We start from the raw sequence: 18,697 nt of genomic DNA, 5'->3' as shown, positions 1-18,697 counted from the left end.
TTGCGCCCGTCGTGGGACGGGGAGATCTGACGAACGACGAGTGGGCCCGGATGAAGCCACCTTGCCCAAGACGGCCCAGCGGGGCAGGCGTTGGAAGAACCTCCGCAGGGTGATCGACGGGATCCTCTTCCGGAAGCGGACCGGAGTGCCCTGGCGGGATCTGCCCGCACGTTTCGGCAAGTGGAAGACCGTCTACGAACGACCGCGTCCCCCGCCCGGGCGGCGGGGATCCTCGCACCCGCCCCGAACACCTCGGCGGCGACAAGGCGTACAGCTCCCGCCGTAACCGCTGCTACCTGCGCAGACGCCACATCAAGCACACCATCCCATCTCCAAGCCGAAGGAGCAGCGGGCCAACCGCAAGCGCCGGGCAGCAAAGGCGGTCGGCTCGCCGGCTTCGACAAGACCATCTACAAGCGTAGGAGCGAGGTCGAGCGGACGATCAACAGGCTCAAGAACTTCCGCGCTGTGGCCACGAGGTACGACAAGCGGGCCTACGTCTTCCACGGCACAGTCACCGTCGCCGTGATCCGGCTCTGGCCTCGTCCATGATCCGCCGGACGGAACCTGGCGGTGAGGCGCTCGAAAACAAGTGGAGCAGCGCCGCTGTGCGCCATTACCGTGCTGCCGAACCAAGTCGTCTAGTCAAGGACGCGCCGTTGTACACCCTGTGAGACCTCCTGAGCGCTGAATCGTCGCGCGTCGCGCATGTGCGCCGCGCTCCTTTTTGCTGCGGACTTCTCACTGAAACCGGTGTACTTCTGTGCTCAAAAGCTGGGTGGTCGTGCCCACCTGCCTGCCGCTCGTTCTCCGCCGTTGCCACGCGTGCGCGTCCCAGCGCTTCCGGGCAAGCCGTAAATTTCGCGTCAACGCAAACCACAAGCTCATCGACGCCTGGCTCCTCGCGCTCTGCACCGCTTGCGGGGAAACTGCAAAGCTCACGGTGCTGGAGCGGATGAATGTGCGCTCCATACGGCCTGAGCTGCTGGACCGGCTGTACGACAACGACCCTGGCCTGACAGCTGAGCTGCTTCAGGATCCGGTCGTGCGGCGCCGTAATCGCATCGCCCTCGACTGGGACAACGCCTGGCGACTCGACACTGGCGGATCGGATCACCTGGACCGCGAGGTAATCGACGTCTCGGTCCGCTTCGCGGCGCGGATCCCTGTCCGGCCGGTGCGACTGATCGCTGAAGGTTGCGGTCTTTCGCGGGGCGAAGTCGAGAGACTGATCACGGAGGGGAAGCTCGTTTCGGCAGTCCGGCTGAGCGGAAAGCTCTCCGGCGACTTCACCTTCACGCTCAAGCGCTGAGCCCTCTTCGAAGCCAGGGACCTGTTCGGCCAGATCCGCCGGACAGGCCCTGGTTCGGAGAAGGCCTCGGCTGGGCACACGCCGTCGCATTCGCCGTTCCGGCCTTGCAGAACCCGTGGCTCAAGGCGCACCATCCCGCCGCGCTGTTACGCCGGGTGGCTCGACCGCGACCCGGGGATGTGGCCGCGTCGGGGGATCGTCGCCGACGCCCGTCGACGCCACGTCCCGACCCTCCCCGTCGACGTCAACCACTCCCAACCCGGCCACACCGTCGACATCGCAGGGTGGGCGACGGGCAACTCCCGCTCGCCGACAGCCGGCCCGACACGACCCACCCCAGCGGACTACCGGAGATGACTGCCCGGGAGGCCGTCGGCACGGAACTCCACGTGCCGGGCATCGACGCCACCCGACACCTGATGGAGCACCACCACCGGCTGTTCCGCGAGATCGGCGCGGTCGACGCCCGACACCTCGCCGAACTGCGTCCCGGCCAACACGTGACCTCGCCCCCTACACGCAAGCTCTCGCTGCCCGAATCGACCGAGACGCCACAGCCCAACCGACCCGGGGTCGTGGCGTATGAGCACACAAGGCTCATGTGTCGGGGTGTCGTCAAGGTTCCGCGTCAGGACGGGGCGAGGACGCAGAACTCGTGGCCCTCCGGGTCGGTCAGGCACGTCCACGGGACGTCGCCCTGGCCGAGGTCGAGGTCGGTGGCGCCGAGGGCCCGCAGCCGGGCCACCTCCGCTGCCTTGTCGTCACCGGGGTACGGCAGCAGGTCAAGATGGATGCGGTCTGGCACGGTCTTCACACCGGGCGTGCGGAGGAACTCGAGATACGGGCCGACGCCCTTGGCGGAGCGCAGCACCGCATGTTCGTCGGTGACCTCGTGCAGGGTCCAGTCCATCGCCTCGCCCCAGAACCGGGCCATGGCCCGCGGATCCGCGCAGTCGACCACCACCACGGCGATCGGCCCGGTGTCCCGGTAGATCTCCCGAGGCTCCAGCACGCAGAACTCGTTGCCCTCGGGGTCGGCGAGGACCGTCCACGGCACGTTGCCCTGGCCCACGTGGGCAGGCGTCGCACCAAGAGCCTGGAGGCGCGCGACCAACTCCGCCTGATGGGCCGCAGAGGTGGTGGCGAGATCGAGGTGCACACGGTTCTTTGTTGTTGTCTTGGGTTCCGGGACGGTAACGACGTCGACGCAGACGGCGACCGGGTCCGGCCAAACGAAGCCGCCGACGGGTCCAATGTCGGTCACGACGGGTCCAGCGTTGGTCACGCCGGGTCCAACGTAGGTCACGGCGGGTCCCTCGTAGACACCCCAGCCGAGCGCCTCCGCCCAGAACCGGCCGACCGCCGAGTGATCAAGAGCCTTTATGTTCACCTGAACAGGTCGCAGTGCCATGCCGGCGACCCTACGCGCTCTGCAACGGCATCCGCAGGTTACCGTCGCCGAACAGAGAGCAACTCGTTCACGGGCCGCGATGCTCCGCTCGCCAACCAGAGCGCTCAGCCCACCAGGTCAAGTGCTCACTCGCCGGATGAAGAGATGAGTCGCACGGCCGCGACCAGGCCGCGCGTCACTCGCCCGCCTGCTACGGAAAGTCGAACGGTTCCTCAACGAATGCGACGAGAGAGTCGAGGAAGCCCTCGCCGCCCACTTCGGCCTCAGCCCCGCCGGCGACGCGTTCAGCGCTGCCCCCTCTGCTTCCACGCAGGCGCGATCGAGACCGCCCTCGCCAACGAGCCCACCCCGTCACGGACATCTACGCGACGCATCTGCCCAGTTCACAGCCCACCTGATCAGTCCGAGAGACCAAGTGCGACGCGCACGGCGAGTTCGTCGGCGCGCGGCACTTGGGCGGTGTTCGCCCCACGGATCTCATGACGCTCACCCCGCTATCGCAGAGCCCTTGAAGACGGGACCAGGGTGAAGTGGGACGGGTTCCAACGGTTCCAACCGCGTTACGCGAGCGGGCGGAACCGGCAGTGGCATGCCAATCGGCGTGAGCCTGCCCGTACCGCCTCGCGCCGGCTCAGGCCGCCTCGCAGGTCGAGGGCAGGCGTCACCCGAACGCCCGCCCTCGATCCGAATTCACACCGACCCCGCCCCCGCCTCGGCCCCATACCGGGGCCCGAGGCTCGGGACAGGCGCCGACCCCGCCTACTTGTCGGCGGTCAGGGTGCCGGCGCTGCCCCAACTGTCGGTGGGCACTTCCTGAATCCAGACCTGCACCGACTCGGCCGGAATCTGCAGGCTGTCCACAAACGCGTCGGTGACCTGCTTGATCAGTTCGCGCTTGAGTTCGACGCTGCGCGGGCCCTGCTGGATGGTAACGACAGGCATGACTGTGCTCCCTGTATCGGCGGTGGCCTCCGCGGTCTTCCGGGGTGCTCACCGGCACGACTCCAGTCCAGCGCCTGCGGACCGGACGACCAAGAGGCAACTTCCGCTCGCAGCGATCACGAAACGAGATGGTCCGGTCCGGGCGCGGCAGCCGTGCACGCGTCGATGAGCAGATCGAGTGCCGCGGACGAGGCGTCCGCACGCACGGCGAGGCCGGTGGGCAGGGACAGCCCCGCGCCTCGAAACGGTCGGAACGCGACGCGCGGCGCGTGCAGCAGGTTCGCGTGCGAGGCATAGATCACGGTCCACATCGGTTCGCCGGATCCGATCGCGGCGAGCGCGTTCTGCAGCGAACTCGACGGCGGCCCGGGAATCGGTTCGAAGCCCGCGTCCTGACAGGCCGTGACAACCAGGTCGACCAGGGCCGGATTGTTGCGCCGCGAGGTGAGTCGCAACGGCAGGCCGGCCAGGTCGGCCGGCGCCACGTCGGCGGATTCGGTCAGCGGATGTCCCGCGGGCAAGACCGCGACGAGCGGGTCATTCCACAGCGGGACCACTCGCAGTCCCGGGGCATCGGCGTCGTCGTCGCTCCGGACGAAGGCCGCGTCCAATTGTCCGGCCCGCACCATGTCCAGCCGACTGCGCACCGGTACCGAGACCAGTTCGAGGGTGGTGGTCGTCGGCGCGCGGGCGGCGAAGGCATCCAGTAGGCGATCCAGGTGGGAGCCGAGCCCGGTGCTGGTACCGAGCCGCAGAGTGACCGCTCGGCGCTCGCCCGGCGGGCCGCAAGCCGCCGCCCGGGCGCGCTGTTCGGCCACGAGCAAGGCGCGCGCCTCGGGGAGGAAACGCGTCCCGGCGGCGGACAGTCGGACATGGCGCGACGAGCGATCGAACAATCGGACGTTCAGCTCGCGTTCGAGGCGTTGCACCTGCTGACTGACGGCGGACTGGACAATATGCAGCCGCTCGGCGGCTCGTCCGAAATGCAACTCCTCGGCGACCGTCACGAAATATCTGACCTGGCGTAGTTCCACAACCCCAACGGTAGTTCGAGCGACGGGTCAGCCGCTCGGGTGGTCGGTCGAGCCCGTCAAGCCGATCAAGCCGGTCGAGCCCGTCAAGCCGATCAAGCCGGTCGAGCCGGTCGAGCCGCGAATGATCCCGGCCGTACATGCGGCCGATAGCAGGTCCCAGCGGCGGCCGACCGTGGACTGGCTGACGCCGAAGACCGCACCCGCGACCTCCTGCGGGAGGTTCTGGCGCATCAGGCAGAGCACCAACATCACCGACTGGTACAGCCCAATCGCCGCAGGCCGTCCGCCCGGCTTCACGACCCAGAACCCGTTGCCCGCTGTCGAGCCCCGTGAGAGCATCAAGGTTCAACGGTCCGTCTCCTTTCATTTACGCTTCGCAACGCAAATGAAAGAGTGCGGGCCGTTGCCATGTTCACGGTTTTGAGAAATCCATCAAGATCTGCGAATGGCAGGTACCGTTTGATGTACACAACAGAGCCGACAGAAGCCTGCATCGAAGATGCGAGCAACATCTTGGTTGCGCCTTCGATGCTGCAAGATAATGACTTGACCAGAGACTTCTTCGGATCCACAATCACGCCGGAGGACCTTGCTTCCGGTTCGCCCAACCTCGCGCAGAAGACCGTCTACCTGTGTGGCGATATATCCGGGATCAGCGCCCGCCAACTGCGTGCGGCTGCCCGGGTATTCGTTATCCGGGAGCTATCACACGGTTACCACGAGGACGTCGACAAACCTTGGACCCTCGTCGACCTCGGCCGAGTTCCCATCCGTGTACACGGGATCGGCGTGTACTACCGCCGCTTTTTCGAACTCGGCGCCGATCACTTCGGACGGATCCGCACGGAGCACGCGTTCCAGTCTCTGACGGAGTCCACCAAGCCTGGAACAGCCCATCGCAGCGGAATCTATCTGACGCCCGTCACACGAAACGGTGACGAACTACATTTCCGCCTGCTCCGGTGCTCCACGAATCTCTCGGGGCCGACCGAAAGCTTTGGCCCGACCGACACGCGCATCGTCGAGGCTCTGAACCGCGAGGCCGCCGCCGTCTTCCGGAACCAGGCACCGCTGAATCACGTCCTCGCTCAGATCTACCACAACACCCTTGCCACGACCGAGCGCAAGCAGTCCAAGGCCAAGATCTCGGCCCATGCCGACAAGACCAAGGACATGCCCGTCAATGGCATCATGGCCTTCTGCACCTTTTATGACCGGCTCGACAAGCTGCAGCCCCTGGCCGAAGACGCCTTCGACTACGGTGTGAAGGGTGCCAGCGGGCTGACCAAACTCCACTTTCGCCTCAAGGGGCCGACCGAAGAACGCGACGGGGTTGCGTTCCCCCCGCAGTTCACCGTGACTCTCTACCCCGGCTCCGTATTCCTCATGCCGCTGTCCACCAACCGCCTGTATACGCACGAAATCCGGCCCTCAACGTTGGACGCCGAGTTGCTCCCGACCCGCCTGGGATACGTGGTCCGCTGTTCGAGCGCCGAAGCCGTTCACAAGAACGGCCACACGTTCCTCAAAGTGGCCGGAGATTTGGTGAAGCTGGGGCCACCCACACCGGCCGGCATGAACGAGCTGCGCAGGCTGTACACCGAGGAGAACAAGACCTCGTCCTTCATTGATTACGGCGACCAATTCCTCTTCAGTATGAACACGGGAGACTACGTTGCCCCCCGAGTCTAGGATCTCGGATGAGATCCTCTCGTGCGCTTTGGCAACCGAGGAGAATCTCTTTGCGGAGCTGTCCGCATCGGCTCGTTTGGAAGACGTAGGAAAAGGCCGGCGAGGCGCCGTGCTTACCAAGATCGACGAGGCGGGTGGTGTGCCTCTCGTACGTACTACCACTCGATACAGCAGCCCGACGCAGCGTTTCCGGGCGGTGCACGAACGGCTGGCGCAACAGATTCAAGAACGTGCGGCGCTTTCGCTCGGCTTCAACAACGCTCTCATCGAGAGGTACACGAACGCTTACACAAGCATGGGCAGCCATTCCGACCAAGCCCTCGATCTGGCCAACGAGTCGTATATCGCCGTCTTCTCCTGCTACCAACATCCTGAAGCGAGCCCGCCGAGGAAGCTGATCTTCGAATCAAAGGGGTCCGGTGGCGAGAAGTTCGAGATCCCTCTCGCCCACAACAGTATCGTCGCGTTTTCTGTCGACTCGAATCGGCGACTCAGGCACAAAATCGTATTGGACACGCCCGCCGTCCGGACGGCGGACAACCAATGGTTGGGTGTAACGTTTCGAACGTCAAAGACCTTCGTTCGGTTTCGCGACGGACATGTATACCTCCCGCAGGGTGCGCGCCTCATGTCTGCCGACGATGAGCAGAGGCACGAGTTTTACCAACTACGGCGCCGTGAGAACAATGAAACGGACTTCATCTACCCCCTGCTGACGTACACCATCAGCGAGAGCGATCTGATGCCGCCGGTCTGACCTTGAGGGCCTTTGAATAACCGTTCGTGGAGGGTCGGCCGCAGCCTGGACAAGGCAGCAGCGGTGGTGGGAGGAACGCGGGGCCTGGACCGCAACGGGGGTGGCGGGTGCCTTCAGTGACCTCCTCCCGAGCGGCTGCCAGTCGTACTCCGTGGCCGCGGTGTACGCCGAGTTCGCGCACCGTCGTGGCCGGCTCAGGCCCGACCGTGTGCTCGCGGCCGACGAGTACGACGTGCTGCGCGGCATGGTGCGCCGCTGGGCGTCCAGGGACCGCGTGTGGGCGGACGTCGTCGCCGAGTTCGGCGTCCGTCCGTGTTGTTCGGCGGGAGGAACCGTCGAGTTTTGCAACACCGGCGGAAGAGGCCCTCGTTCCACCGGTGTTCCAAAACCGCAGCCGGCCTGACCGGGCGCGACAGCCGGCAGTGTCGGGCCGGCAGGTACCTCCCTGGACATGGCGCATCAGGCCCCGACGAAGGTTGACTCAAGCTGGGGGCGCGGTTGACGGATCCCAGCGCGGGGTCCGGGGGGTGTTGCGCCGCGTATTCCAGGTGGTGGTTCATCGCGCGGAGTAGTTCACGGTTCGGGTGACGGCCTCTTGAGAGGCTGGAGATCGGTGTGCAGGTGGTCGAGTGCGCTGCGGTACAGCTGGGGCCCCACGGAGACCCGGGCCACACCGATTGCACGAAGCTCGTCCAGCGACCCGCGTTTCAGCGGCAGACCACCATTCACCGGCGCGCCGACCTCGGCGACGATGGCCCGGAGGTCGTCCGGCCCGGCTCCGGGAGGGAACACACAATCAGCGCCGGCCGACCAATAGGCCTCAGCCCTGCCGATCGCATCGCCACGCTTCTGGTTCTCGGCCAGAGGCGAGGTGGGGAAGAAGGAGTCGATCCGGGCATTGATGACCAACGGCACGCCGATACGGTCGGCGGCTGCGCGCATCTGCGCGATGTAGGCGGCGCGGACATCGACGTCGATCAGGCCGCCGTTGGCGTGATCACTGTCCTCGATGTTGCAGCCGACGACTCCGATCCCGATCAGCAGTTCGACCAGTTCCTCCGGCGCCATCCCGTAGCCGGCCTCGGCGTCGACGGTGACCGGAACGTCGACAGAGACTGCGATGCGTTGAGCGATGAACATCATCTCCTCGCTCGGGGCACCCTCACCGTCGTCGTAGCCCAGAGCGGCGGCGATCGCGTTGCTCGCGGTCGCGACCACCGGGAAGCCTGCGTCGACGACGGCGCGGGCGCTGCCCACGTCCCAGGCGTTCGGCAGCACCAGCGGAGCGCCCGGGATGTGCAGGGAACGAAGCAACTCGGCCTTGTCGGCCTGATCGGACATCGCGGTCTCAGTCGACAAGTGCGCCGGCGGACAGATTGGCGATTGTTCCGGTCATGGATCCGGCTCGATCCGAAGCCAGGAACGCGGCCGTCTCTGCGATTTCAGAGAGTGTAGGCAGCCGCTTCAGAAGCGTCCCCTGCGCCATCGCCCCGCCTTCGAGCAATTCCTGAACCGACTGCCCGGCCGCCGCCGCGGTTTGCTTGAAGAGGTCCTTGGTGTAGGAACCCGCTGCCGGCGCATCGACGACAGCGTGTGGACGAATGCCGATCACCCGAATGTTGCCGGGTGCCAGCTCCGCGGCCAGAACTCGCGAGAATGCCTCCTTGCCGGCCGCGCTCACGCTGTGCCCCAAGATGCCGCCTACAGCCAGTTTGGAACCCGGCTCGGACAGCGTCAGGATGACGCCGGGACGCTTGTGGCCCATGTGCGGTGCCACCGCCTTGCTGGTGATGAACAGCGACCGCAGGAATCCGTCGATCGGCCGCATGAACTCCTCCAGCGAGAGGTCCGCCAGCGAAGTCCCCTGGTCGTGCATGACACTCACGGCGTTGAGGGCGATGTCGATGCTGCCGGCCGTCGCCGCGACCGCGGCGGCGTGCTTTTCGACCGCCTGTTGATCGAGAACGTCGACCTGCGCGGTCTCGACTGTTCCGCCCGCGGCGGCGATATCACGCGCCACGGCGTCGAGCTTCGCCTGCGTCCGCCCGGCGATGAAGACCCTCGCGCCTTCCCGGACGAATACCCGCGCGATTGCGCCGCCGATAGCGCCCCCGCCGCCATAGATCACAGCGTTCTTATTCTCAAGCAGCAAGCCACTCATATGTGTCCTCCTAGGGTGACTGATTCTTCCGAATGATTACGCAGGCTTGATGGTCACACCGTCGCCGCTGCGAGTCCCGCTGCGGGTTTCCGCTGCGGGTTCTTTCCCGTCCGCAATTACCGGAGGCTTCAGTAAGCCGGCGGCCCAGGCGGCCGGGATGGAGATCACCGCAGACGAGGCGACGAAGGTGCCGATCACCACGCCACCGGCACACGGGCCCAACGCGCTGCCTGCGTTGCCTGCGGAGACCGGCAGCGAGGACGCCGGCTGTCCACCTGGGCCGGCCAGGCTCACCACGCGGTACCGCATCGAGGGCACCATGCCCATGGCGAACAAACCGAAGGCCGGTAACGCCGGCGCCACGAGCACAGCAATCGCCCGACAAGCAAGAGCACCAGCGGCGAAGCCGCTACACCGCTGGCGCCGACGATCAGGGTGCGCACGGCATTCCGGTCGGCGAACCGGCCGGCGGCCTGTTGGTCAGTCGCGTTTCTGACGCTGGATCTCTTCTGCGATGCGCTTGATGCGGTTCAGTCGCGCATCCCAGGTCTTGCCGACTTCATTCAGTTGCCGGACGGCGCGGGTGAGTTGCGCCTCGTCAACCTCGTAGCGCCGCTCGCGGCCCATCGGTGTCGCGTGCACGAGGCCTACGCGATCGAGGACGCCCAGGTGCTTGGTGACCGCTTGGCGCGAGATCGGGAGATGATCGCTCAGGCTGGTCGGCGTACCGACTCCTTCCGCGAGCAGCAGGTCGAGCAGGCGGCGCCTGATCGGGTCGCCGATCGCCGACCAGAGTTCGTCGTCGACGGCGACGCTCATTGCGCCACCACGGAAGGGGCGTAGCTCTGCAGTCTGGGCAGGAACATGTCCCAGCCGCGCTCGTGGTCGTGGAAGGCCTCCTCGAGCACAGCGGCTTCCCAGCCCTTCTCCCGCCAGCCGCTCTCGGTCAGGCGCAGAATCGTGCCGTCACCAGAGGGTTCGAGCTCGAAGGTGACCAGGAGCGAGTTGTCTGCATCGGGCAGCTGACCGTCGGGAGCGATCCAGCGGATCGCGAACTTGCGGGGCGGATCCACGTCGACCACCGTGATCGCTTCAACCCCGGCGCGGTCGCCCCACACCAGTTCGCCGACCGCGCCTGGCGCAGGCTCAAACTTCGCGTCATCGGGCCACCACATCTTGATGTGCTCGGGACGACTCACCACATCGAACACGATCTCCGGTGCCGCGTCGATGCGGATCTCGCGCTCCAACTTTCCGAACTCCACTACGGACCCCCAATAAGCAACCATCGGTTGCGCATGACTCTAGTAGTCGCACCGGCGATCCGCAACCTCATGTTGCGTAACGACCGTGAGGTCGACGCAGGCGCATCCTGGGGGTCGTCGGTGGACCCGGCCGCCGAGAAGAACCCGAACCGAGCGCGGGTGCAACTGCGCGGGAAACGGCTCAGACGACCACGACCCGGCGCCCGCGCGTGTGACCGGCTTGGCTGTCGATGTGCGCCGCTGCGGCCTCGGCGAGCGTGTACGACTTCTCGACCGGGATGTGGAGCTTTCCCCGCGAGATGAGGTCGACGGCCTCGGCGAGCGCTTCCGGCACGCTCCCGGCCACGCCGGAGAATCGGACACCGAGCTCCGGCGCACCGAGATCGGCGATGGAGATCACCTTCTGCGGGTCCCCGGTCAGCTCGACGAGCTCGCGGATCACGCCCGAGCCGGCCAGATCGAGGGCTGCGTCGACACGGCCGAGCCGACGCACCCGCTCGACCCAGCCGTCGCCGTACGTCGTGGCGAGGGCACCCAGGCTGCGCAGATAGTCCTGGTTCGCGGCCCCGGCCGTGCCGATCACCGTGATGCCGCGGGCGCGGGCGATCTGCAGCACCGCCGATCCGACTCCCCCGGACGCACCGCTGGCCAGCAGCGTCTGCCCGGGCTGCACACCGACCTCGCGGACGATGCGCAGCGCGGTCTCCACCACGGATGGGTACCCGGCCGCCTCTTCGAACGTCAGACCCTCGGGCATACGGGCCCAGGCCGACAGCACGGCGAACTCGGCATAGGTGCTCGAGCCTTCGCCGAACACGTGGTCGCCGACCTCGACCCCTTCGACTCCCTCGCCGACCTCGTCCACCACCCCGGAGGCGTCCAGCCCGACTCCGGCCGGCAACTCGATCGGATGGGCCTTCAGCATCTGGCCTTCACGGACCCTCCAGTCCACGGGGTTCACGCCCGCCGCCCGCACGGCGATGCGTACCTGACCGGGGCCCGCGTGGGGCTCCTCGGCGTCTACGAGTTGCAGAACGTCGGGACCGCCGAACTCGGCGAAGCTCACTCTCTTCATGCGGTCGACCGTAACACTAACCGTTAGTGTTTTGAAACCGTGTCACTTTTGCATCTGATAGCGTCAGGGCATGACCGTGCCGTCCGGACGCCGTGAGCGCAAGAAGGCCGCGACCCGCCAGAAGATCGCCGACACCGCGCTGCGGCTCTTCCTGGAACGCGGGTACGACGCGGTGGGCATCCGTGACGTGGCCGCCGAGGCCGACGTGGCCGTCACCACGCTCTTCTCCCACTTCGCCTCGAAAGAGGCCCTGGTGTTCGAGCGGGACGAAGACTTCGAACAACGCCTCACGCGGGCGGTCACCGGCCGGCCGCCGCACGAGCCGCTCATCCCTGCGCTGCGCCGCGAGATCCAGGCCATGGTGCGACATTGCACGGCGGACAGCGCCGCCCCGATCTGGCACATGATCGACGAATCACGTGCCCTGCGGGAGTACGAGGAGTCGATGAGGCTGCGCCATGCAGAGTCGCTGGCAACGGCCATCGCCGCCGATCTCGACCTGTCACAGACCACGACGGCCTGCCGGACGATCGCGAGGTTCGTGATCGACGCCCATTCACTGGCCCGTGAGGCGGCCGACCCGGACGCTGCGGTGGACGAGATCTTCCGGATGATCGAGGCGGCCTGGGAAGTCACCCGTCCTTCTCGACGTACGCGAGGAACTGTTCCACCGGGGAGGGCAGGGGCCGGTCGGGACTGAGGAGCTTCAACTTGCCTGTCGGGAGGGTCTTGACCTCCCAGACACGGCGTTCGACGCGCTTTACCGCGGACCGGCTCCAGCGGCAACCCGTTGCGCTCTACTCAGCCTTACCTCGGCCGGCCGTGTCGCATCCGACCAGCACGCCCCGCTCCAGGCAACGGTGTCAATGCGGATGTCCTACACCTGCCCACTGGTGGGGCGAACGGTCGGCGGCGATACGCAGCAGGAACGGCACCGCCAACGGCGGCGCCGCCCCCAGGCCCTGCTCGGCGACAGGGGATACGACTCCAACCCCAACCGCCGCGAACTGCGCGCCGGGTCCTGCCGGTGGTCTCCCGCAAAGGCGCCCCGAACATCCAGGGCCTGAGCAAGCTCCGCTACGTCGTCGAGCAGCCCCTCGCCCTGCTCCACCGGTTCAAACGCCTCGCCGTTCGCTGGAGCGCCGCACCGAATTCCACGGCGCCTTCAGCTCTCTCGCATGCAGCCTCATCTACTGGAGACGCCTCAAGAAACGCAACTCATGATCGCGTTACGAGTTCTTAAGGAATGTTCCGTAAATGATCCGAGATTACCCGCCGGCCACTGACTTGCGATGTCAGTACCAGACATAAAGATAGATTGGCAAGAGCGGTCCGGGCAGGCCGAAAACGCACTTGTAGGGGAGGCTGAGGGCTTCTCCGGCAGACTCGCACCACGAGGGCGAGTTATAGTACGTGCTGTGGTAGTGCCAATCAGGCGCTGCGGCGTTCGCATCGTTGGCCGAAACCTTCGCCGATGGCGTGGGTTCGGTCGCCTGGGCGGGCACGGCTGTGCCTCCGAGGGCGAGCGCACCCCCCAGGGCCAGGCTTGCCAGTGCATGACGTATGCGCATGAGTTCTCCTCTTCTGATCATGGTGCCCGTCAAACCCGTGGCGCAACGCGCCCCCGGGAATCCGTCCATTCGCTGGACTTTCTCCTTGCTAGCACAGCGAGCCGACGAACCGATAGACCCCATAGAATTCGCGCCACCGTCGATGCTTTTCCGTTGCTCCAACCGCTGCCCATTGCATCGGACACGCACTCGCGAAAGTCAGGGAATCCGTGCAGGCCAGGAAGGCAACTGCATTGCGACCCGTCAGAGCAGTCGTAGTTCGGTCGGCAAGAAGCACGTCCACAGCCCGGAGGACTGATCAAGGGCCGGATACAGAAGTCGACAAGGGCAATGCGGCGGGCGCGAAAAATCTCAGACCTACGGCAACATGGATTGTCCCGTCAACGGGACAAATATCCGACCTACGACAACGTCATGGTTGGTTCAACCCACGGGACGGCCGCACCACCGTCCTCGTCACCCACCGCCTCGCCAACGTCCGCATCGCCGACCGCATCGCCGACCGCATCCTGGTCATGGACGCCGGACGCCTCGTCGAAACCGGCACCTTCGACGAACTCGTCCACACAGGTGGTCTGTTCGGCGAGCTCTACAAACTCCAACAGGGCTGAACCGGACCACCCTCGCCACGCGAGGGCTGTTCGGTACCTCGTGGCCGGATCGGCGCGTACCTCAACCGACCGGGGCCGCGCTCAGGTCGGGACGGCGCCGGCGCGGCCCGGTGTTCGCGTACGTACGGTGTGGAACGTCTGCTGTGCCGGTCCGAGGCGCGGTTATTCGCCTTGGTGTCGAGGGTTGAGCCCTGGCAAGATCAGAGCGAGTCGAGGGGTGGGTCGTGGAGTTGCGCGCCTCTGCCCGCTCATGTGTTGCTCAACCGTTGCGATGGAGCACCGTGGCTGTAGTCCGCGTTCCCGGGTCGTGCGCAAGACGTTCCCAGGTTTCCACGACGCCCTGGCGGCTTTGGTATCGCAATGGACCGCAGGGCCCGGCCAGACCGCTCCGTCAGCGCCGTAGACCGCGCGGCCTCGTGCCTTCTTGACGCGGTACAGCAAGGCCAGGCTGCGCTTGGTGGCGAGTGTGCAGCAGACGCGGTACCCGGCCGTCGCTGCCTCCGTCCCGAGTGCGATCGGCAGGTGCGATTTGCCGGTTCCCGAGTCGCCGATCAGGCACAGCGGCCGGCCCCACTGGTTGTCGTAGCGCACCTTCCCGCGCGGCACTCCGCCCAGCGTGCGCAGTGCGTACACACGAGTAGCCATATTGCGTAGGGGCGCCGCCGGTATCTGGGACATGCTCCTAGGCTTGCCGGATGGCCAACGAAGACGACCCCTGGATTGCCTGCTACCAAGCGCTGTTGCCGTGGATCGAGCGTTCAGAAGATACCGCCCTCGACCACAGGGCGCGGACCGCTGTGGAACGCTCGCTGGTCGTCGTCTGGGAGCGGATCGACCGGGAGGCCACGGCGACGGACGCCGATGTGCATGCGATGGTCGCCGCCGCCAACGCGTACAACCAGGGCTGGTTCGACGCTGTGTTGCCCATCGACCGCGGGGACACCCGACGTGAGGCACTGTGGCCCCCGTCGCTGAGCGATTGGCTGGTCGCGTCGAACAGTCGTGGCCGGGGCAGAGCATTTCGCGACACCGTCGGCGAGAACATCGACTTCTTCGGCCGTTTCGACTTCCGGTGGACCTTGGAGTTGGTGGGTGAGGCCGCGTCCGCCGCACAAGCGGCGACGGGCACTCCCCGGGAAAGGGCGGCCCGAGCCGTCGTCGATGTCCTGCAAAGGGCTTGGGCCAAGGAAGACAAGCAGGACTGGGACGACGCCGAGTGGTACCAGTACATCGCCGTGGGGGAACGGGTCGGTTGGGCCGTGGCGGCACTGGAGGTTCCGGGCCTGATCCCGTATCAGGTCGCCGATCGGGCAGTGCGGATCGCGGAGGGGTACTGGGACGGCAACGACGGCTGGTCGGCACGGACATCCCCTGAGCTGCCGGCGCCATTCCTCGCCGGAGTGGCTCAAGCGGTAGCGGACTGCGTTCCAGCGACAAGAGACCGCTGACCGGCACCGACGTCACCCCCGTCGAGGTGACCGTGCACCAGCCCAAACCAGCGACCGAACAGCACAAGAAGCTTCAGTCGGCCGCACCGACTCGGCGCCGCGTCCCGTCCCCGGCCATTGGCCGCCCGGCAAGCAGGGCCTCCGCAGCTTCCATCTCCAGATGTCCGCTCGGGCCCGTCGAGGCCGGCTCACCAAGACTGCCTCGGGCGTCTTCCTGATCGCACCCTCGACAGGGGTGGACACGGCCCCGTGATCCTCAACTTCGCGGCATTGGGAGATCACCGATGAAACAGCGCCCGGGCAACGTTGATGCCGGATGCCACCACGCGGCTCAGGAGTTCCGGGTGTGGTGGTCCAGCAAGCGGGTCAGCAGCTGCACGAACTGGTCGCGTTCGGCCGGACTCAGCGGCGCGAGCAGTTCGTCGTGGAGGTCGTCCAGGACCTTGTCGAGGAGGCGTAGGTGGCGGCGGCCCTGGGCGGAGATCGTGATGATGTTGCGGCGCCGGTCGTCGGGATCCGGTGCCCGCTCGACGAGGTCACGCTCGGCCAGTTCGTTGAGCACGCCGACCATGTCGCTGCGGTAGATGCCGGAGCGCGTGCTCAGCTCCGCCTGGCTGCCCGGCCCGTAATCCTGCAGTGAGGCGAGCACGGCATAGTGCCACTTGCGGGCGTCGACCCGGGCCAGCCCCTCGGTGATCAGCCGGTCCGACGGCATGCTCAACTGCGACAACAGTCGGCTCGCCCGCCGACGCAGCCGGTCGGGCGTCTTGCGCGCGCCGTCGTCGGGCATGTCTGCGGCTTCGGCTCTGATCATGCTGTTCATGCTACCCGTTGCATTAGTCCAACTAACGGTATAGGTTCACTCACGCTTAAAACGCTAGTGCAACTAACGTTAATGGAGTGAACTCCAAGGAAGGAAGAACTTGCCCACCAAGACAGTGCAGATTCCCACCACGGACGGCCGGGCCGACGCTTTCGCCGCCTTCCCCGACCACGGCGAGCGGCACCCAGGGGTGCTGATGTACGCGGACGGCTTCGGCATCCGGCCCGTGCTGCGGGAGCTGGCCCGCGAACTGGCCGGGCACGGGTACTACGTGCTCGTCCCCAACCTCTTCTACCGGCACGGCCCGACACCGGTGATCGAACTTCCCGAGCACATCGGAGAAGATGTCCGGCCCGCGGTCTTCGCCCAGCTGATGCCCTTGATCGAGGCGCACACCATCGAACGTGTCCTGAGCGACGCCGACGCCTACCTCAGGTTCCTCACCACCCAGCCCGAGGTCGGCCCCGGACCGGTCGCGGTGACCGGCTACTGCATAGGCGGCCTCCTTGCGATGCGCACCGCCGCAGCCCACCCCGGCCAGGTGGCCGCCGTCGCCGGCTTCCACGGCCCCGTGGGCGCCGACGGGCCCGACCTCTTCTCCAAGCTCACCGCCCAGGTCCACCTCGGCCACGCCGAAACCGACGTGACGCCCGAGGCGCTCGGCGAGCTCAACCAGGCCCTGGACGCCGCGGGTGTCGCCTACACCTCCGAGATCTACCCCGGCACCATCCACGGCTTCACCATGTCCGACACCGACGCCTTCAACCCCGCCGCCCTACAGCTCCACTGGGACCGCCTGCTCCCCCTCCTCGGCCGCGCCCTGGCCAACGGCTGAGGCTCCGGCCGGAAACCAAACCCGAAGCGCGCGGCTCCGCAGCCCGTAGCTCGCACGCCGACCGCAACGCGGACGCAGCAGCCGGGAACCGGTTCCGCGCGCAAGCACACGCGGGCCGCCGGCTCGCGCTCGTGCGGGCGTACGCGGGGCACGAGCGGCCACCGGGCCGCCTCGTCGATCCGGTGCAGAAATCTCATTTCGGCCGCCGTCGGCCGTGACCGGGTGGGCGAAATGGGTCGCGTCGCCGGCGATCCGCGTGTCACCGTGTCGGATCGACGGAAGTGGGAGGAGGTCCGATGGCATCGGTCCTGATCTGCGGCGCCGGCGTGGTGGGTCTGGCCACGGCCCTGATGCTGGCGCGCGACGGGCACGAGGTGACCGTGTACGAAGGCGACCCCTCCGTTCCGCCGGATGATCCCGCGCAGGCGTGGACGGCGTGGCAGCGTCGGGGCGTGGCCCAGTTTCGCCAGCCGCACAACCTGCTGCCCCGGTTTCGCGGAGTGCTCGCGGAGGAACTGCCCGAGGTGATCGACCTGCTCGTGGCGGCCGGCTGCTTCGAGGGCAACGCGCTGCACCCGCTGCCCCCGAGCGTAGCCGGCTACGTCCACCGGCCCGACGACGACCGCTTCCGCTTCCTCACCGGCCGACGCCCCGTCGTCGAGGCGGTGTTCGCGTCGGCCGCCGTCGCCGCCGGGATTCGCGTCCATCGGGGCACCACGATCGCCGGCCTGCTCACCGGCGCACCGATCCTCCCGGATACCGCCCACGTGATCGGCGTACGCACCACCGAAGGCACCGAGTTCCACGCCGACCTGGTGATCGACGCGACCGGCCGCCGGACCGCCTCGGCGCGCTGGCTGACCGACATCGGGGCGCCGGCCCCGCTCGTCGAGTCCGAGGAGGGCGGATTCGCCTACTACACACGCTACTTCACCGGTCCGCGGCAGCCTGTCCGACGGAGCGCGCCCTACACGCCGTACGACACGTTCGCGCTGCTGACCATTCCCGGCGACAACGACACGTGGTCGGTCACCGTCGTCGCCGTCACCGGCGACGCGCCGCTCAAGGCGCTGCGCGAGCCCGATCGTTTCACCCGGGTGGTCCGGGCTTGCCCGGCCCAGGCCCACTGGCTGGACGGCACACCGGTCACCGACATCGTGGTGATGGCCGGCATCCTCGACCGTCGACGACGGTTCGTGGTGGACGGCCACCCGGTGGCCACCGGCTTCGCGGCCGTCGGCGACGCGTGGGCGTGTACCAACCCCACCGCCGCCCGAGGGCTGAGCGTCGGCTTGGTCCAGGCCCAACTGCTGCGCGACGTGGTACGCCGATGCGCCGACGACCCGGCCGGTTTCCCGCTCGCGTGGGACGAGGCCACCGAACGGGTCGTCACGCCGTTCCATCACGACCAGATCCGCGCCGACCGCGCACGCGCCGCGGTGATGTCCGCCGACCGAACCGCCACCCCCGCCCCCACGCCAAGCCCCTTCGGCGCGGCGGCATTCCGCGACGCCGAGGTCTTCCGCGCCCTTCTGGAAACCGCAACCTGCCTGGCACTCCCCCGGGACGTGCTCGCGCGACCGGACATCCGGGCAAGAATCGACATCACGCGGCCCGAACCCGCGGACACGGCGGGGACGGCGGGGACGGCGGGTCCCGACCGAGAAAGCCTGCTGCGGCTCCTCACTTCCTGACGAGGCTGTCAGCCACGGCGGCGGCCGAAGCCGGCCAGGCGGACGGAACTGCCTCAGCGACTCACG

20 protein-coding genes and 3 pseudogenes are annotated in these 18,697 nt (G+C 67.1%); 11 read left to right on the top strand and 12 right to left on the bottom strand.

Going from position 1 to position 18,697, the window contains the following annotated elements; all coding sequences use genetic code 11:
- The first annotated feature begins 11 nt into the window (after positions 1-11).
- The 3 genes and pseudogenes from OG928_RS44570 to OG928_RS44560 all read left to right on the top strand — a co-directional run.
- Positions 12-552 (top strand): annotated as a pseudogene (locus OG928_RS44570) (transposase).
- Positions 553-763: 211 nt separating this feature from the next.
- Positions 764-1,312: a DUF1062 domain-containing protein gene (locus OG928_RS44565; RefSeq protein ID WP_331767730.1), complete on the top strand. Its 549-nt coding sequence runs from the start codon at positions 764-766 to the stop codon at positions 1,310-1,312.
- 74 nt (positions 1,313-1,386) lie between these two features.
- Positions 1,387-1,866 (top strand): annotated as a pseudogene (locus tag OG928_RS44560) (DNA polymerase III subunit alpha); the annotation flags it as partial.
- Between the two features lie 74 nt (positions 1,867-1,940).
- On the opposite strand, the gene OG928_RS44555 reads toward OG928_RS44560, so the two are convergent.
- Together OG928_RS44555 and dmpI are read right to left on the bottom strand one after the other, a co-directional pair.
- Positions 1,941-2,723 carry a VOC family protein gene (locus OG928_RS44555; RefSeq protein WP_331767729.1) on the bottom strand — a complete coding sequence of 261 codons (783 nt, stop codon included), beginning with the start codon at positions 2,721-2,723 and terminating at the stop codon, positions 1,941-1,943.
- Positions 2,724-3,482: 759 nt separating this feature from the next.
- Positions 3,483-3,665 (bottom strand): 4-oxalocrotonate tautomerase DmpI, encoded by a 183-nt coding sequence (dmpI, locus tag OG928_RS44550; RefSeq protein ID WP_331767728.1) that lies wholly within the window; start codon positions 3,663-3,665, stop codon positions 3,483-3,485.
- Here dmpI and OG928_RS44545 point away from each other — a divergent pair.
- A complete protein-coding gene (locus OG928_RS44545) occupies positions 3,649-3,834 on the top strand; it encodes a PH domain-containing protein (RefSeq protein WP_406291868.1) in 186 nt (61 codons plus the stop codon). The genes dmpI and OG928_RS44545 overlap by 17 nt on opposite strands.
- On the opposite strand, the gene OG928_RS44540 is transcribed toward OG928_RS44545, so the two are convergent.
- Positions 3,782-4,699, bottom strand: a complete 918-nt coding sequence (locus OG928_RS44540; protein WP_331767727.1) for a LysR family transcriptional regulator — start codon at positions 4,697-4,699, stop codon at positions 3,782-3,784. The genes OG928_RS44545 and OG928_RS44540 overlap by 53 nt on opposite strands.
- Before the next feature lie 27 nt (positions 4,700-4,726).
- Positions 4,727-5,038 (bottom strand): transposase family protein, encoded by a 312-nt coding sequence (locus OG928_RS44535; RefSeq protein WP_406292133.1) that lies wholly within the window; start codon positions 5,036-5,038, stop codon positions 4,727-4,729.
- A gap of 123 nt (positions 5,039-5,161) precedes the next feature.
- On the opposite strand from OG928_RS44535, the gene OG928_RS44530 reads away from it, so the two are divergent.
- The 3 genes from OG928_RS44530 (at position 5,162) to OG928_RS44520 (ending at position 7,551) form a co-directional block, all read left to right on the top strand.
- Positions 5,162-6,391, top strand: a complete 1,230-nt coding sequence (locus tag OG928_RS44530) for a hypothetical protein (RefSeq protein WP_331767725.1) — start codon at positions 5,162-5,164, stop codon at positions 6,389-6,391.
- Positions 6,375-7,148, top strand: coding sequence for an alpha-ketoglutarate-dependent dioxygenase AlkB (locus tag OG928_RS44525; protein ID WP_331767724.1), 774 nt, complete (start codon positions 6,375-6,377; stop codon positions 7,146-7,148). The genes OG928_RS44530 and OG928_RS44525 overlap by 17 nt, the downstream gene beginning before the upstream one ends.
- A gap of 100 nt (positions 7,149-7,248) precedes the next feature.
- Positions 7,249-7,551: a hypothetical protein gene (locus OG928_RS44520; protein WP_331767723.1), complete on the top strand. Its 303-nt coding sequence runs from the start codon at positions 7,249-7,251 to the stop codon at positions 7,549-7,551.
- Positions 7,552-7,721: 170 nt separating this feature from the next.
- Here OG928_RS44520 and OG928_RS44515 read toward each other — a convergent pair whose 3' ends face one another.
- The 5 genes from OG928_RS44515 to OG928_RS44495 all read right to left on the bottom strand — a co-directional run bounded on the left by OG928_RS44515 (position 7,722) and on the right by OG928_RS44495 (position 11,649).
- The gene (locus tag OG928_RS44515) at positions 7,722-8,489 is read right to left on the bottom strand and encodes an isocitrate lyase/phosphoenolpyruvate mutase family protein (protein WP_331767722.1); all 768 of its coding nucleotides are present in this window, start codon (positions 8,487-8,489) and stop codon (positions 7,722-7,724) included.
- A gap of 7 nt (positions 8,490-8,496) precedes the next feature.
- Positions 8,497-9,309 (bottom strand): SDR family oxidoreductase, encoded by an 813-nt coding sequence (locus OG928_RS44510; RefSeq protein WP_331767721.1) that lies wholly within the window; start codon positions 9,307-9,309, stop codon positions 8,497-8,499.
- Between the two features lie 480 nt (positions 9,310-9,789).
- On the bottom strand, positions 9,790-10,128 hold the full coding sequence (locus OG928_RS44505; RefSeq protein WP_331767720.1) for a helix-turn-helix domain-containing protein: 339 nt from the start codon (positions 10,126-10,128) through the stop codon (positions 9,790-9,792).
- Positions 10,125-10,574 carry an SRPBCC family protein gene (locus OG928_RS44500; protein ID WP_331767719.1) on the bottom strand — a complete coding sequence of 150 codons (450 nt, stop codon included), beginning with the start codon at positions 10,572-10,574 and terminating at the stop codon, positions 10,125-10,127. The genes OG928_RS44505 and OG928_RS44500 overlap by 4 nt, the downstream gene beginning before the upstream one ends.
- Before the next feature lie 181 nt (positions 10,575-10,755).
- Positions 10,756-11,649: an NADP-dependent oxidoreductase gene (locus tag OG928_RS44495; protein WP_331767718.1), complete on the bottom strand. Its 894-nt coding sequence runs from the start codon at positions 11,647-11,649 to the stop codon at positions 10,756-10,758.
- Between the two features lie 70 nt (positions 11,650-11,719).
- Between OG928_RS44495 and OG928_RS44490 the strand changes: the two genes are divergently transcribed.
- Positions 11,720-12,349, top strand: coding sequence for a helix-turn-helix domain-containing protein (locus OG928_RS44490; protein WP_331767717.1), 630 nt, complete (start codon positions 11,720-11,722; stop codon positions 12,347-12,349).
- A 1,272-nt stretch (positions 12,350-13,621) separates the two neighbouring features.
- Here the strand turns inward: OG928_RS44490 and OG928_RS44485 are convergent.
- Together OG928_RS44485 and OG928_RS44480 are read right to left on the bottom strand one after the other, a co-directional pair.
- On the bottom strand, positions 13,622-13,786 hold the full coding sequence (locus OG928_RS44485; RefSeq protein WP_406291865.1) for a hypothetical protein: 165 nt from the start codon (positions 13,784-13,786) through the stop codon (positions 13,622-13,624).
- 498 nt (positions 13,787-14,284) lie between these two features.
- A pseudogene (locus tag OG928_RS44480) lies at positions 14,285-14,401 on the bottom strand (ATP-binding protein); the annotation flags it as partial.
- A gap of 125 nt (positions 14,402-14,526) precedes the next feature.
- Between OG928_RS44480 and OG928_RS44475 the strand changes: the two are divergent.
- Positions 14,527-15,279, top strand: coding sequence for a hypothetical protein (locus tag OG928_RS44475; protein WP_331767716.1), 753 nt, complete (start codon positions 14,527-14,529; stop codon positions 15,277-15,279).
- 331 nt (positions 15,280-15,610) lie between these two features.
- On the opposite strand, the gene OG928_RS44470 is transcribed toward OG928_RS44475, so the two are convergent.
- Positions 15,611-16,093 carry a MarR family transcriptional regulator gene (locus tag OG928_RS44470; RefSeq protein ID WP_331767715.1) on the bottom strand — a complete coding sequence of 161 codons (483 nt, stop codon included), beginning with the start codon at positions 16,091-16,093 and terminating at the stop codon, positions 15,611-15,613.
- 109 nt (positions 16,094-16,202) lie between these two features.
- On the opposite strand from OG928_RS44470, the gene OG928_RS44465 reads away from it, so the two are divergent.
- Both OG928_RS44465 and OG928_RS44460 read left to right on the top strand, forming a co-directional pair.
- Positions 16,203-16,937, top strand: a complete 735-nt coding sequence (locus OG928_RS44465; protein WP_331767714.1) for a dienelactone hydrolase family protein — start codon at positions 16,203-16,205, stop codon at positions 16,935-16,937.
- Positions 16,938-17,233: 296 nt separating this feature from the next.
- Positions 17,234-18,631, top strand: a complete 1,398-nt coding sequence (locus tag OG928_RS44460; RefSeq protein ID WP_331767713.1) for an FAD-dependent oxidoreductase — start codon at positions 17,234-17,236, stop codon at positions 18,629-18,631.
- Positions 18,632-18,697: the final 66 nt, after the last annotated feature.

The organism is Embleya sp. NBC_00896 (assembly GCF_045207785.1).
In the GTDB taxonomy this organism is placed as follows: domain Bacteria; phylum Actinomycetota; class Actinomycetes; order Streptomycetales; family Streptomycetaceae; genus Embleya.
The sequence above is the reverse complement of the archived record's forward strand: the minus strand, read 5'-3'. Positions and strand labels throughout refer to the sequence as shown.

Excerpts from the sequence above, each read along its gene's own strand:
- OG928_RS44510 (WP_331767721.1), bottom strand. The coding sequence starts at position 9,309 with ATGAGTGGCTTGCTGCTTGAGAATAAGAACGCTGTGATCTATGGCGGC.
- OG928_RS44530 (WP_331767725.1), top strand. The coding sequence starts at position 5,162 with ATGTACACAACAGAGCCGACAGAAGCCTGCATCGAAGATGCGAGCAAC.
- OG928_RS44535 (WP_406292133.1), bottom strand. The coding sequence starts at position 5,038 with ATGCTCTCACGGGGCTCGACAGCGGGCAACGGGTTCTGGGTCGTGAAG.
- OG928_RS44460 (WP_331767713.1), top strand. The coding sequence starts at position 17,234 with ATGGCATCGGTCCTGATCTGCGGCGCCGGCGTGGTGGGTCTGGCCACG.
- OG928_RS44475 (WP_331767716.1), top strand. The coding sequence starts at position 14,527 with ATGGCCAACGAAGACGACCCCTGGATTGCCTGCTACCAAGCGCTGTTG.
- OG928_RS44505 (WP_331767720.1), bottom strand. The coding sequence starts at position 10,128 with ATGAGCGTCGCCGTCGACGACGAACTCTGGTCGGCGATCGGCGACCCG.
- OG928_RS44495 (WP_331767718.1), bottom strand. The coding sequence starts at position 11,649 with ATGAAGAGAGTGAGCTTCGCCGAGTTCGGCGGTCCCGACGTTCTGCAA.
- OG928_RS44470 (WP_331767715.1), bottom strand. The coding sequence starts at position 16,093 with ATGATCAGAGCCGAAGCCGCAGACATGCCCGACGACGGCGCGCGCAAG.
- OG928_RS44490 (WP_331767717.1), top strand. The coding sequence starts at position 11,720 with ATGACCGTGCCGTCCGGACGCCGTGAGCGCAAGAAGGCCGCGACCCGC.
- OG928_RS44555 (WP_331767729.1), bottom strand. The coding sequence starts at position 2,723 with ATGGCACTGCGACCTGTTCAGGTGAACATAAAGGCTCTTGATCACTCG.
- OG928_RS44515 (WP_331767722.1), bottom strand. The coding sequence starts at position 8,489 with ATGTCCGATCAGGCCGACAAGGCCGAGTTGCTTCGTTCCCTGCACATC.
- OG928_RS44545 (WP_406291868.1), top strand. The coding sequence starts at position 3,649 with ATGGTAACGACAGGCATGACTGTGCTCCCTGTATCGGCGGTGGCCTCC.
- dmpI (WP_331767728.1), bottom strand. The coding sequence starts at position 3,665 with ATGCCTGTCGTTACCATCCAGCAGGGCCCGCGCAGCGTCGAACTCAAG.